This is a genomic window from Streptomyces sp. NPDC093089 (assembly GCF_044754405.1).
Classification (GTDB): domain Bacteria; phylum Actinomycetota; class Actinomycetes; order Streptomycetales; family Streptomycetaceae; genus Streptomyces.
This window is the reverse complement of sequence record NZ_JBIVPA010000010.1, coordinates 268446-281601: the sequence shown is the minus strand read 5'-3', so window position 1 is coordinate 281601 and position 13156 is coordinate 268446. Positions and strand designations below refer to the sequence as shown.

Below are 13156 nucleotides of genomic sequence, written 5' to 3'. Positions count from 1 at the left end.
CATGGGGCAGTACTGCTGACAGCGCGTCAGGCTACCTCTAATCTGACGGATAGTCAGCTACAGGGAGGTTGGGTATGGACATGCGCGGTGACCTGGAGTGGGCCACGATCCCCGGTCTCGTCCGGGCGGCGGCCGAACGGTACGGGGCACGCGAGGCCGTCGTCGACGGACGCGTCCGCGTCACCTACGCCGAACTCGGCGAACGCGTCGAACGGGCCGCCGCCGCCTGCCTCGCCAACGGGACACGGGCCGGCGACCGCGTCGCGATCTGGGCCCCCAACACCCTCGACTGGATCGTCTCCGCCCTCGGCGCCGTCACCGCCGGCGCCGTCCTCGTCCCCCTGAACACCCGCTTCAAGGGCGCCGAGGCGGCCTACGTCCTCCAGCGCTCCCGGGCCCGCCTGCTCTTCGTCACCGGCACCTTCCTCGGCACCTCGTACGTGGCCTCCCTGCGCCGCTCCGGCGTCGAACTCCCGCACCTGGAGAAGGCCGTGGTCCTCGGCGACACCGCCCCCGACGAACCCGGCTGGACCACCTGGAAGGCCTTCCTCGCCGAAGGCGACCGGATACCCGCCGCCCGCGTCCGCGCCCGCGCCGACACCATCGACCCCGAGGACCCCTCCGACATCATCTACACCTCGGGCACCACCGGCCGCCCCAAGGGCGCCGTCATCGGCCACGCCCAGTCCCTGCGCTGCTACGCCGTCTGGTCCGAGCTCGCCGGCCTCCGGGAGGGCGACCGCTACCTCGTCGTCAACCCCTTCTTCCACACCTTCGGCTACAAGGCCGGCATCCTCGCCTGCCTCATGCGCGGCGCGGTGATCGTCCCCCAGTCCGTCTTCACCGTCGACACCGTCCTCGCCAACATCGCCGCCGAACGCATCACCGTCCTCCCCGGCCCGCCCACCCTCCACCAGTCCCTCCTCGACCACCCGGCCCGCGCCGCCCACGACCTCTCCTCCCTCCGCCTCGTCGTGACGGGCGCGGCCGTGGTCCCCCTCCGGCTCGTCGAACGCCTCCGCACGGAGCTGGGCATCGGCACGGTCCTCACCGCGTACGGCCTCTCCGAGGCGAGCGGCATCGTCACCATGTGCCGCCGCGACGACCCGGACGCCACCGTCGCCACCACCTCCGGCCGCCCCATCCCCGACACCGAGGTCCGGCTCTCCCCGACCGGCGAGGTCCTCGTCCGCGGCCACCACGTCATGCGCGGCTACTTCGAGGACCCGGAGGCGACGGCCGCCGCCGTCGACGCCGACGGCTGGCTCCGCACCGGCGACGTCGGCGTCCTCGACGACGCCGGCAACCTGCGCATCACCGACCGCCTCAAGGACATGTTCATCGTCGGCGGCTTCAACGCCTACCCCGCCGAGATCGAGCAACTCCTCGGCCTCCACCCCGACATCGCCGACGTCGCCGTCATCGGCGTCCCCGACCCCCGCCTCGGCGAGGTCGGCAAGGCCTTCGCCGTCCGCCGCCCCGGCTCCCGCGTCACCGCCGACGACCTCATCGCCTGGTCCCGCCGCGAGATGGCCAACTACAAGGTCCCCCGCCGGGTCGAGTTCGTCGCCGAACTCCCGCGCAACGCGAGCGGCAAGGTGGTCAAGGGGGAGCTGCGGGCCCGGCAGTCCGGCTGACCGGCGGGGGAGGGGGCGGGCCGGCGGCGAACTCGCCGCCGCCGCCTCCAGAGGCCCGTCGGCCTGGGCTCGTACGCCCGCCGACGCCCGCCGACGCCCGCCGACGCCCGGAACGCGCTCCCGGCCGCGCTCGCCCGGCCGGGTGACGCCGGGCGTATCGCGCCCACCCGGCCCCGGACCTGCGGATACGCTCCGAGATCCGGTCCGGAGATCGCGCGAGGAGCACGTCATGAAGGCAGCGGCTTCCCTGGCGGCGGCCGTGACCCTGGCTTCCGGCCTTCTGCTCAGCCCGCACGGCGCCCGCACGGCGGCCGTCGACCCCGCGCCGTGCGTCGCCGGCGAGTCCGAGACCCGCGGAGACTCCAGCGTGGACGGCAAGGAGCTCCGCTGGGAGGACGACAGCAAGTACAACGACCCGCTGACCTGGGCCAACCAGGTCTGGTCCCTCGGCCTGGTGAACATCGCCGCCGACGGCGCCGGCAACGTCAACGACCTCGAATGGCGCGACTACTCCAAGGCCGACGGCCACGGAGGCTATTGGCAGGGCAAACCGGGCGTCGACTACATCTACCTGAACTCCTACTACCTGGACGGCCGCTACAAGGACCGCGACTCCCGCCGCCACGTCGCCGTCCACGAGCTCGGCCACGCCCTCGGCCTGTGCCACAAGCCCGACACCTGGGCCTCCGTGATGTGGACGAAGGTCCCCGACAACCCGCCGACCGAGCCCACGCACCGCGACGAGGCGAACTACCGGAAGCTGTGGAAATGACCACGAAGCCGATGCGCACCGCCGGCCTGGCCCTCGCCGGGGCCCTCGTCCTCGGCGCCACCGGCTGGGCCGCCACGGACGCCTTCACCACCGATCGGGCCCCCGTCCACGCCCTCTGCCTCCCCGACCTCTCCCACGACGCGTACGTCCCGGCCGCCATGAGCCACCTCGCCTACGCCACCGTCGAGGAGTCCGTCGGCTACGACCCCGACACCGACGGCGGCCCCGGCGGCATCCAACGCGTCCGCCTCCGCGTCCTCCACCCCCTCAAGGGCAGCGTCCCCACCACCCTCACCCTCGGCCAGGGCGTCGGCCGCGACCCCCACGGCCGCTACACCAGCCACGACCCCCTCTACCCCGTCCTCCATCCCGGCCGCACCTACATCGTCGGCTACACCCCCGACCCCGCCTACGGCGACGGCTACACCCGCTACGCCAAGCAGGAACCGGACTCCTCCCTCGACCGCTGGAGGGCCTACGTGTCCCGCGGCGCCACCGCCCCACCGAACAAGGCATGCGCCGAGGGTGCGTGAGTGCCGGTCACCACGGCAGAGCCGGTGGCGCCCACAGGAGCAGCTCACTCGCCCGTGGGCGCGGACGGCGCCCGGCACTCGGCGATCAGCAGGGCGTCCCGCAAGGCGTCACTGAGCTGCCCGGCCAGGAGCCGCAGCTCCCCGGTCCCGGGCGGCGGCCCATCGAGCGCGGCGCGGGCGCGCTCCAGGGTCTGCCGGGCGAGCCCCAGTTGCACGGTCTCCACCTGATCGGCCAGCCGGGCCAGCCGCCCCGTCCCGTCGCCGATCAGGTGACAGGGCTTCCCGTCGGGCCCGGCCCAGGGGAGCAGGCGCGGCGTCTTCATGCTGCCTCCAGAGGGTGAATCACACGGTCGTCGAGGTCGATGCCGTACGTGGCGGCCAGCAGCACGACCTGCCGCCGCAGCCGCACGGCCTGCCCCTGCTCGTGGGCCCTGAGATAGGGCCGTACGAGCGCGGTCGCCGTCCCGTCGAGAGGCCCGTACCAGCTCCGCACGGTCGGCGCGGGCCGGAAGCGAGGGGGAGTCGGTGGAGCCGGGGGCGGTGGTCCGGGCGGTCGGGCGCGGTGGCGGCCGGTGGGGGCGAGGAGGGCGCGGGCGCGGGTGGCGAGGCGGGTGAGGAGGGAGGTCATTCGGGAGGCACCTCCGCCGAGTCGAGGGAGGTGGTGCCGATCTCGACCCATACGGATGAGCCGTCGGTGGTGACCTCGTGGCCGAACCGGTCGGCGTCGGCCAGGACGAGGAGGATCAAGCCCCGCGATTGCGTGGTGAGTTCTTCCGGCAGTGATGCCACGACGCGGATGCCGCCGGTCGCCTCGGAGAGCCGAGCCTCGTGGCCGGTGATGGCCTTCAGTCGTGCCGCGATCGCCACGGCGCGCGCTTTGGGCAGGCGCACAGGACCCCCTGTGGTGAGATGCCTACAGAGCGAATTGCCACTCCAGTAGATTTCACCTGATGCAGTAACTTGCCAATCCCGAGCCGGGTGAACGGAGAGCCGACCATGCCGCGTGAGGCGCCTTACCTTCAGATCGCGGACGCGCTGCGCGCGCGGATCGTCGCGGGCGAGTGGCCCGTCGGCGAACGACTGCCGTCCAGGGCCCAACTCGCCGAGGAGTACGGCGTCGGGCGCAATGTCACGCAGCGGGCCATGGACCGGCTGATCGTCGAGGGCCTGCTGGAGGGCCGGGCCGGTTCGGGTACGTACGTCCGCAGCCCCCGGGAGCGCCTTCGGATGGTGCGCTCGCGTCACCGAGGGCGCCGAGGCGGATCCCCCTTCCGGGCCGACATGCGGGAGCAGGGTCGTACGGGCACGTGGGAGGCGCGCAGTGAGGCCCGGACACCGGCGCCCGTGCACATCGCCGAGCGGCTGGCCATCGAGGCCGGTGACCTCTGCGTCGTCACGCGGTACGAGTTCCTGGCGGACGGCCGGCCGGTCCAGCTCTCGCAGTCCTGGGAGCCGATGGCGATCACCGGCGAAACCCCGGTCGTCCTCCCGGAAATGGGCCCGCTGGCCGGTGCGGGTGTGGTGGAGCGGATGCGTTCCATCGGCGTGCACATCGAGACCGCCGTCGAGGTCCCGCGCCCCTCTCGCGCCACGCAGGAGCAGGCGAACCTCCTCGGCATCAGCCTCGGCGACTTGGTGCTGCTGATCGAGCGTACGTACTACGACGAGGAGGGGCGCCCGGTGGAGACGGCGGACATCGTCGTAGCCGATGTGCGCTGGGAAGTGGCGTACGAGTTCGGGGTGGACCCGGCGTAGGGGATGCGGGTACGCCGAAGAGGGGCCGGGCGTCTGCCCGGCCCCTCTTCGCGGTGGTCCGATCGCGTTGCGCACGGGCCCTGCCCGGACGGATCCCCCCTGGTTCCGTCGGGCGTCCCCCGAGCCCGTGTGCTCCCCCGTCGACCGGACCTCCCTGGTCGGCCCCGGCAGCTCCCCCGATGGCGCCGCCGCGGCCGTTCTCCCCGTCGGGAATGGTCTACTTGGCCGGCTCCGACGTGATGTGCAGGTTGTCGGTGGACGCGCCGTCTCCGAGGACCTTGTCGGCGATGGCGTCGGCCGGCTCGGAGGTGATGTGCAGGTTCTTCGTGCCGATCTGGTCGGTCTCGGTACCCGTGATGTGCAGGTTGTCCGGCCCGGTGACCGGGTTGGTGGCGTTGATGTCGCCCATGGCGTGCCCCTCCTGATGGGTGCTGCGGGTGCTGGTGGGTGGAGCCCGTCCGGCTGTTCCCCCGTTGGACGGTCGGACGGGCTCCTCGGGGCCGCTCACCCTAGTGCGTGCGGGTGATGACCTCACCGGCGACCCGTCTGCCCCCCGACGCGACGGATCGTTGAGGACAACTCTGCCCGGGGGCGATAAACGAATGATGAACGCCCTTCGGGGGAGGCGCCGTCAGGCCGTGGCCGCCGGCGCCAGCAGCGCTCTGACCTCGGACGCCTCCGGGGCCGACAACTCCTCGTAGATATCCAGGGCCTCCTGCCAGCAGACCTGCGCACGCCCTGACTGGCCGATGCCGTTCAGGGCGCGGCCGAGGACGGTGAGCACGTTGCCCCGCCGCCAGTCGCCCCCGATGCCCCGCAGGACGGTGAGGGCCTTCTCCGCGTGGGCGGCGGCGCCGCCGTACCGCTGGGCGGCCATGTCGACCTCTGCGATGCGGAACAGCGTCATGCCCTCCCACAGTCGCTGGCGGCTGTCGACGAACACGCTCAGTGCCCCGCGGAGCTGTTCCCCGGCGGCGGCCAGCTCGCCGCTCTCGGTGAGGGCGAGCCCGAGGGCGTAGCGCCCGTTGGCGCCCTTCAGCGCGTGGCCCATCTCGTCGTACATGTCGGCCCCTTGCCGGGCCATGCGGACGGCGTCGGCCCGGCGGCCCGCCGCCAGGTGGATGCGGGACAGGTTGCAGAGCGCGGCGGCTTCGCCCGCCCGGTCCTCGGCGGTCCGGAACCCGGCGATGGCCAGGGTGAGATGGGTGGCCGCGTCCTCGTAACGGGCCTGGTAGTGGGCGATGGCTCCCCTGGCATTCAGGGCCCAGCAGATGGGAAGCGGGTCTTCCACGGAACGTGCCATGCGGATGACGACGTCGGCTTCCCTGTCCGCCTGCTCGAACCGGCCCTGGTAGTGGTGGACGTACGCCAGGGTGTTGGCGGCACGGGCCTCGGCCCGTACGTCGCCCGCCACCCGCGCCGCCTCCCGCAGCACCGTCGCGACGGCTTCGTACTCCTTCGAGTTCGCGCCCGACTCCGCGAGGTCGAGGGACGCCCAGAGCAGGTCCACGCCGCGGCGCAGGGTCGCGGGGGAGGAGGCGGATTGGCGGACGGTGGCCAGGAGGGAGTTGGCCTCGGCGTAGAGCCAGTCCTGGGCGGCGTGGCGGTCGGTGAAGGTGAGGCCGTCGTACGCCGTCGGCTCCAGGTGGTCGACGAGGCGGTCGCCGGGGCGCTCGATGGCGTACACACGGGCGGCGGTCGAGAGGTGGAAGTCGAGGAGGCGGGAGAGGGCGGCCTCCTTCTCGGAGGGGGGCTGCTCGTCGCGGTCGGCGCACGCACGCGCGTAGAGGCGGACGAGGTCGTGGTAGCGGTAGCGGCCGGGCGCGGCCGATTCGAGGAGGGACGTGTCGACGAGGGCTTCGAGGAGGTCCTCGGTGTCCCAGGCCGGGAGGTCGAGGACCGCCGCGGCCGCCGCGAGGGAGATGTCGGGTCCGTCGGCGAGGCCGAGGAGCCGGAAGGCGCGGGCCTGGGCGGGTTCGAGCTGGCCGTAGCCGAGTTCGAAGGTGGCCTTGACGGCGAGGTCGCCGGCCTGGAGCTCGTCGAGGCGGCGGCGCTCGTCGGCGAGCTTGGCGGCGAGGACGGAGACGGTCCAGGTGCGGCGGGCCGCCAGGCGGGACGCGGCGATGCGGATGGCGAGCGGGAGGAAACCGCAGGCCGCGACGACGTCGAGGGCCGCTTCGCGCTCGGCCTTGACCCGCTCCTCGCCCACGATCCTCGTGAACAGCTGGAGCGCCTCCTCCGGGGACATCACGTCCAGGTCCACCAGGTGCGCGCCCGCCAGGTCGACCATGCGGATCCGGCTGGTGACGAGCGCCGCGCAGCCCGCCGTGCCGGGAAGCAGCGGGCGGATCTGGGCCGCGTCACGTGCGTTGTCGAGGAGGACCAGGACGCGCCGGCCGTCGAGCGTCGAGCGGTAGAGCGCGGCCCGGTCGTCGAGGGAGTCGGGGATGGCGGAGTCGGCGGTGCCGAGGGCGCGGAGGAACGAGCCGAGGACCGTCTCGGGCGCGGCGGCGCGGTTGCCGGCGCCCTGGAGGTCGACGTACAGCTGGCCGTCGGGGAAGTGCGGGCGGGCCTCGTGGGCGACGTGCACGGCGAGCGTGGTCTTGCCGACGCCGCCGATGCCCGCGAGCGCGGAGACCGCCATGACGTGGCCCTCGGCGGTGGCGAGCCGGGCGCCGAGTTCCCGTACGAAGGAGGCGCGGCCGGTGAAGTCCGGGACCGTCGCGGGCAGTTGGGCGGGGCGGGCGACGGGTGCGGCGGCCGGGGCGGGCTCCTCGACCGGGCGGGCGAGTTCGGCGTCGGCCTGGAGGATGCGCTGCTGGAGCCGGGAGAGTTCGGGCGTGGGGTCGACGCCGAGTTCGTCGGCGAGGAGCCGGCGGGTGTCCGCGTACACGGCGAGCGCCTCGGCCTGCCGTCCGCTGCGGTAGAGGGCGAGCATGAGCAGTTCGCGGAGCCGCTCGCGCAGCGGGTGCGCGGCGGTCAGCGCGGTCAGTTCGGAGACGGCCTCCGCGTGCGCGCCGACCTCCAGGTCGATGTCCAGGCGGGTCTCCAGGAGCGTGAGCCGCCACTCCTCCAGGCGGGCCCGCTGCGTCTCGGCGTACGGCCCCGGCACGGAGGCCAGCACTTCGCCGTCCCACAGGTCGAGGGCCGCGGCCAGCCGTTCGCGGGCGCCCGCCCGGTCCCCGCCCGCCCGTAGCTTCTCGGCCTCGGCGGCCAGTTCCTGGGCGGTCGAGACGTCGAGCGCGGCGGCAGTGGTGCGGAGCGCGTACCCGCCGGACTCGCTGACCAGGACCTTCGGGTCGAGCGCCTTGCGCAGGCGGGAGGCGTACGTCCGCACCGCGGCGAGCGCCTGTGACGGCGGTTCCTCGCCCCACAGGGCGTCGATCAGTTCGTGGGCGGTGGCCGTCCGGCCGCCCCTCAGCAGGAGGGCCGCGAGCAGTGCGCGCTGCTGCGGCGATCCGGTGGGTACGGGCTCGCCGTCCCGCCACGCCCGCACGGGCCCGAGCACCCCGAAGCGGAGGAGCCCGGGGGCGTCGGAGCCGCCCGTGCCGGAATCCGTGCCGGAATCCGTGCCGGAACCAGTGATCGTGCCCGCTTCCGGGCCTGCACCTGAGCCCGCTCCCGCGCCGGTCTCCGCGCCCGCGCCGGATCCCGCGACCGTGCCCACTTCCGGACCCGCACCGGTCTCGGGCCTCGCGCCCGTCACCGCGCCCGTTCCCGTCCCGGCGCCCGGGTCCGTCACGGTGTCGTTGCCCGTCACGGCGTCCGTTCGTCCCGCGGCGGTGTCCGTGCCCGCGACGTCGGCCGTGCCCGCGGCGCCGGTCGCGCCGGTGCTCGGAGCCCGCTGCGCCGGAACTCGCGGCCCGTTCTCACGGTCCATCGCTCCCCCTGCCCCTACCGCTGGTTTCGCCCAGGACAGTCTGCCTTGTCCGGAGCGGCCCCGTCAGCATCGGGTGGACCGTAGTACGGCCGTAGTGCGGGCGTGATGCGGCCGCCGTACGGCGGCCGTGCGCGCGCCGTAAGGCTGCCGTGCCGTTGTCGTGTGGGCGTTGTGGAGGGGCGTTCTGCGTCCCGCTGGCTGACGGGTCGTCAGATCAGCGCTACCGTGAAGCGCATGGAGACCTTCCCGAAGATCATCTCGGTGGACGACCACACCGTGGAGCCCCCGCACGTCTGGCGGGACCGGCTCCCGTCGCGGTACCACGACACCGGACCGAGGATCGTCCGCGCGCCGCTGAGGGAAATGACCTTCCTCGGCGGGAAGTTCGCCCCGGTCATGGGGGCGAAGGGCGACGAGGGGCCGATCGGCGACTGGTGGGTGTACGAGGACCTGCACCGGCCGCTCACCCGGCTCGACACCGCCGTCGGCTACGACCGCGACGAGATACGGCTCGAAGTCATCACGTACGAGCAGATGCGGCCCGGCTCGTACTCCGTGCCCGAGCGGCTGGCCGACATGGACGTCAACCACGTCCAGTCCGCGCTGTGCTTCCCGACCTTCCCCCGCTTCTGCGGGCAGACGTTCACCGAGGCGGGCGACCGGGAGCTCGGGCTGCTCTGCGTCCGGGCGTACAACGACTGGATGGTCGAGGAGTGGTGCGGGCCGGAGGCGCACGGCCGGCTGATCCCGCTCACGCTCATCCCGCTCTGGGACCCCGAGCTCGCCGCCGCCGAGGTGCGGCGCAACGCGGCGCGCGGGGTGCGGGCGGTGGCGTTCTCCGAGATCCCGCCGCACCTCGGCCTCCCCTCGGTCCACACGGACCACTGGGACCCGTTCTTCCGGGCGTGCGACGAGACCGGCACGGTCATCGCGATGCACATCGGCTCGTCGAGCCGGATGCCGTCCACCTCGGCGGACGCGCCGCCGGCCGTCGGCTCCACGATCACCTTCGCGAACTGCTGCTTCTCCATGGTCGACTGGCTGATGAGCGGCAAGTTCGAGCGCTTCCCGAACCTCCGGATCATGTACGCGGAGGGGCAGATCGGGTGGATCCCGTACATCCTGGAGCGCGCCGACGTCGTCTGGGAGGAGAACCGCGGTTGGGGCGGGGTCGCCGAGAAGGTGCTGCGCCCGCCGTCCGAGCTCTTCGCGGGCCACGTCTTCGGCTGCTTCTTCGACGACGCCTTCGGGCTCCGCAACCTCGACGCCATCGGCGCGGGCAACGTCCTGTACGAGACCGACTACCCGCACTCCGACTCCACCTGGCCCAAGTCCCGCGAGGTCGGCGAGGCCCAGATGGGGCACCTGGCCCCCGACGTCGTCGAGCGGATCGTGCGCGGCAACGCGATCGACCTGCTCGGACTGACGCCGGAGGGGCTCTGGCGACCGTAACCCTTGTCTGATGAGCCGTCAGGTACGAGCATGACCCTCGTCCGCTCATACCTGACGGTACGTCAGATCAAGGGGGTTCCCATGGTCGTCTACGGGATGCAGCTGCCCGTCCAGTCGCAGTCCGGCCTCTACGCCGAACCGTGGGAGGCGGACGCCGGCCCGGCGGACCTCCTCGCCGTGGCCCGCGCCGCCGAGGCCCACGGCTTCGACTACCTCGCGAGCTGCGACCACGTGGCCATCCCCCGGCGGCTGGCCGCGGCGATGAGCACGGTCTGGTACGACCCGGTGGCCACGCTGTCCTTCCTGGCGGCCGCCACCGAACGGGTCCGGCTCCTCGCCCACGTGGCCGTCGTCGGACTGCGGCATCCGCTCGTCACCGCCAAGGCGTACGCGACGGTCGACCACCTCTCCGGCGGGCGGCTGGTCCTCGGGGTCGGCGCCGGGCATGTGCAGGAGGAGTTCGAGGCGCTCGGAGTGGACTTCGCGCGCCGGGGAGCCGTGCTCGACGAGACCCTCGACGCGTTGAGGGCCGCCCTGGGGCCGGAGGAGTACCCCGAGCACCTGGGCGAGCGCTTCGCGTTCAAGGACCTCGGCCAGCTGCCCCGGCCCGCACAGGAGCGGGTCCCGCTCTGGGTGGGCGGCTCCTCGCCGGCCGCCGTGCGCCGCGCCGCGCTCAAGGGGGACGGCTGGCTGCCGCAGGGCGACCCGCGGGACAAGCTTGCCGCGCAGATCGCACGGCTGCGCGCGATCCGCGCCGAGGCCGGCATCGAGGAGCCGATCACGGTCGGCGCGATCACCGAGGCGCTGTACGTCGGCACGCCCGGCTGGGAGGTCGGCCGCCGGACCCTGAGCGGCCGGCCCGAGGAGCTCGCCGCCTCCCTGCGGGCGTACGGGGAGATGGGCGTCCACCAGATCCAGGTGCGGTTCCGGTCCCGGAGCCGCACCGAACTCGCCGACCAGATGGCGGCCTTCGGCGCGGAGGTCGCCCCCCACCTGAACTGAGGAGCGTGGCAGGCATGGGCAAGCTCGACGGGCGGGTCGTCCTCGTCACCGGAGCGGCACGCGGGCAGGGCGAGCAGGAGGCGCGCCTCTTCGCCGCCGAGGGGGCGAAGGTCGTCCTCGCGGACGTCCTCGACGACGCCGGCGAGGCGCTGGCCAAGGAACTGGGCGAGGAGCGGGCGGTCTTCGTCCACCTCGACGTGACCCGGGAGGAGGAATGGGCGGCCGCGGTGGCCGTCGCCAAGGGCCGCTTCGGGAAGATCGACGGGCTCGTGAACAACGCCGGCATCCTCCGCTTCAACCCACTGCTCTCCACCCCCCTGGAGGAGTTCCAGGCGGTCGTGTCGGTCAACCAGACCGGCTGCTTCCTCGGCATCCGCACGGTCGCGCCCGAGATCGCGGCGGCCGGCGGCGGCACCATCGTGAACACGGCCTCGTACACCGGTCTCACCGGCATGGCCGGGGTCGGGGCCTACGCGGCCTCCAAGCACGCCGTCCTCGGGCTCACCCGGGTCGCGGCCCTGGAACTGGCCGCGCAGGGGATCCGGGTGAACGCGGTCTGCCCGGGCGCCGTCGACACCCCGATGAGCAACCCGGAGGGCGTGGACCCGGCGGCCACGGCCGAGCTCTACCGCAAGCTCGTCCCGCTCGGGCGGATCGGCCGCCCGGACGAGGTGGCGGCCCTGGCGCTCTTCCTGACCGGGGACGACTCGGCATACATCACCGGGCAGCCGTTCGTGATCGACGGCGGCTGGCTGGCGGGCGTGAGCCTTCTCTGACTTACCGTCAGGTATTGCCCCGCCGGGTATTGACCGCGCCCGCCCGCGGTGCGACAGTCGGGCACATCACAGATCTGACGGATCGTCAGAAACAAGAGGACGGTGAACCCCCTTGGAATTCGGGATCTTCGTACAGGGATACGTCGGCAAGCGCGCCGAGACCGATCCCGAAGCCGAGCACAAGGCCCTCATGGAGGAGACCGAGTACGTCATCCAGGCGGACAAGTCCGGATTCAAGTACGCCTGGGCCTCCGAGCACCACTTCCTGGAGGAGTACTCCCACCTCTCCGCCAACGACGTCTACCTCGGCTACCTCGCCCACGCCACCGAGCGCATCCACCTCGGCTCCGGCATCTTCAACCCCCTCGCCCCGGTCAACCACCCGGTCAAGGTCGCCGAGAAGGTCGCCATGCTCGACCACCTCTCCGCCGGCCGCTTCGAGTTCGGCTCCGGGCGCGGCGCGGGCTCCCACGAGATCCTCGGATTCATGCCGGGCATCACCGACATGAACCACACCAAGGAACTCTGGGAAGAGACCATCGCCGAGTTCCCCAAGATGTGGCTCCAGGACGAGTACGCCGGCTTCCAGGGCAAACACTGGTCACTCCCGCCCCGCAAGGTCCTCCCCAAGCCGTACGGCAAGTCCCACCCCGCCATGTGGTACGCCGCCGGATCCCCCTCCTCGTACGCCATGGCCGCCAAGAAGGGCCTCGGCGTCCTCGGCTTCAGCGTCCAGAAGGTCTCCGACATGGAATGGGTCGTCGAGTCCTACAAGACGGCCATCAAGGAGGCCAAGGCCATCGGCGACTTCGTCAACGACAACGTCATGGTGACCTCCACGGCCATCTGCGCCGAGACCCACGACAAGGCCGTCGAGATCGCCGTCGGCGGCGGACTCAACTACCTCCAGTCCCTCCTCTTCCGCTACCACGACACCTTCCCCCGGCCCGAAGGCGTCCCCGAGTGGCCCGAACTCCTCCCCGAGTACTCCGCCGAGATCATCGAACTCCTCATCCAGGAAGAGCTCATGATCTGCGGCGACCCCTCCGAAGTCCTCGCCCAGTGCAAGCGCTGGGAGCAGGCCGGGGCCGACCAGCTCTCCTTCGGGCTCCCCATCGGCATCTCCTACGAGGACACGATGAACTCCATCCGCCTCATCGGCGAACACGTCATCCCCAAGATCGACACCGACCCCGTCCACCGCACCACCCGCTTCCGCCAATCCACCACCTGACCCCCCGGGTTTTGGGCCCGCACCCCCGGGCCCGCACCCTGCGCCGTGCCCCGCACCCACCGGTGCCGCACCCACCGGTGCCGCACCTGCCGGGGCCGCGCCCGCCTGGGCCCGC

The 13156-nt window shown here is 72.6% G+C and carries 13 protein-coding genes; 8 read left to right on the top strand and 5 right to left on the bottom strand.

Annotation, left to right across the window (positions count from 1 at the left end; genetic code table 11):
• The first annotated feature begins 80 nt into the window (after positions 1–80).
• The 3 genes from ACIQFX_RS24640 to ACIQFX_RS24630 all read left to right on the top strand — a co-directional run bounded on the left by ACIQFX_RS24640 (position 81) and on the right by ACIQFX_RS24630 (position 2942).
• Positions 81–1637 carry a FadD3 family acyl-CoA ligase gene (locus tag ACIQFX_RS24640; RefSeq protein ID WP_402467422.1) on the top strand — a complete coding sequence of 519 codons (1557 nt, stop codon included), beginning with the start codon at positions 81–83 and terminating at the stop codon, positions 1635–1637.
• A 229-nt stretch (positions 1638–1866) separates the two neighbouring features.
• On the top strand, positions 1867–2409 hold the full coding sequence (locus ACIQFX_RS24635; protein WP_402467127.1) for a matrixin family metalloprotease: 543 nt from the start codon (positions 1867–1869) through the stop codon (positions 2407–2409).
• Entirely contained in the window at positions 2406–2942 is a 537-nt protein-coding gene (locus tag ACIQFX_RS24630) for a hypothetical protein (RefSeq protein ID WP_402467124.1), read from the top strand. The genes ACIQFX_RS24635 and ACIQFX_RS24630 overlap by 4 nt, the downstream gene beginning before the upstream one ends.
• Before the next feature lie 44 nt (positions 2943–2986).
• On the opposite strand, the gene ACIQFX_RS24625 is transcribed toward ACIQFX_RS24630, so the two are convergent.
• The 3 genes from ACIQFX_RS24625 to ACIQFX_RS24615 are packed head-to-tail and all read right to left on the bottom strand — an operon-like array spanning position 2987 to position 3833.
• Positions 2987–3265, bottom strand: a complete 279-nt coding sequence (locus ACIQFX_RS24625) for a hypothetical protein (RefSeq protein ID WP_402467121.1) — start codon at positions 3263–3265, stop codon at positions 2987–2989.
• Positions 3262–3570, bottom strand: coding sequence for a hypothetical protein (locus tag ACIQFX_RS24620; protein WP_402467118.1), 309 nt, complete (start codon positions 3568–3570; stop codon positions 3262–3264). Before ACIQFX_RS24620 ends, ACIQFX_RS24625 begins: the two co-directional genes overlap by 4 nt.
• Positions 3567–3833, bottom strand: coding sequence for a hypothetical protein (locus ACIQFX_RS24615; protein WP_402467116.1), 267 nt, complete (start codon positions 3831–3833; stop codon positions 3567–3569). Before ACIQFX_RS24615 ends, ACIQFX_RS24620 begins: the two co-directional genes overlap by 4 nt.
• Before the next feature lie 105 nt (positions 3834–3938).
• On the opposite strand from ACIQFX_RS24615, the gene ACIQFX_RS24610 reads away from it, so the two are divergent.
• On the top strand, positions 3939–4697 hold the full coding sequence (locus ACIQFX_RS24610) for a GntR family transcriptional regulator (RefSeq protein ID WP_402467113.1): 759 nt from the start codon (positions 3939–3941) through the stop codon (positions 4695–4697).
• A 217-nt stretch (positions 4698–4914) separates the two neighbouring features.
• Here ACIQFX_RS24610 and ACIQFX_RS24605 read toward each other — a convergent pair whose 3' ends face one another.
• Together ACIQFX_RS24605 and ACIQFX_RS24600 are read right to left on the bottom strand one after the other, a co-directional pair.
• Complete coding sequence (locus ACIQFX_RS24605) at positions 4915–5106, bottom strand: hypothetical protein (protein WP_402467111.1); 192 nt, start codon at positions 5104–5106, stop codon at positions 4915–4917.
• Positions 5107–5328: 222 nt separating this feature from the next.
• Positions 5329–8577 (bottom strand): BTAD domain-containing putative transcriptional regulator, encoded by a 3249-nt coding sequence (locus tag ACIQFX_RS24600; RefSeq protein ID WP_402467108.1) that lies wholly within the window; start codon positions 8575–8577, stop codon positions 5329–5331.
• Positions 8578–8811: 234 nt separating this feature from the next.
• On the opposite strand from ACIQFX_RS24600, the gene ACIQFX_RS24595 reads away from it, so the two are divergent.
• The 4 genes from ACIQFX_RS24595 to ACIQFX_RS24580 all read left to right on the top strand — a co-directional run bounded on the left by ACIQFX_RS24595 (position 8812) and on the right by ACIQFX_RS24580 (position 13041).
• Positions 8812–10029, top strand: a complete 1218-nt coding sequence (locus tag ACIQFX_RS24595; RefSeq protein ID WP_402467104.1) for an amidohydrolase family protein — start codon at positions 8812–8814, stop codon at positions 10027–10029.
• Positions 10030–10110: 81 nt separating this feature from the next.
• Positions 10111–11031, top strand: coding sequence for an LLM class F420-dependent oxidoreductase (locus tag ACIQFX_RS24590; RefSeq protein WP_402467419.1), 921 nt, complete (start codon positions 10111–10113; stop codon positions 11029–11031).
• Between the two features lie 14 nt (positions 11032–11045).
• Entirely contained in the window at positions 11046–11807 is a 762-nt protein-coding gene (locus ACIQFX_RS24585; protein WP_402467101.1) for an SDR family NAD(P)-dependent oxidoreductase, read from the top strand.
• A 112-nt stretch (positions 11808–11919) separates the two neighbouring features.
• Positions 11920–13041 (top strand): LLM class flavin-dependent oxidoreductase, encoded by a 1122-nt coding sequence (locus ACIQFX_RS24580; protein ID WP_402467099.1) that lies wholly within the window; start codon positions 11920–11922, stop codon positions 13039–13041.
• Positions 13042–13156 lie beyond the last annotated feature (115 nt).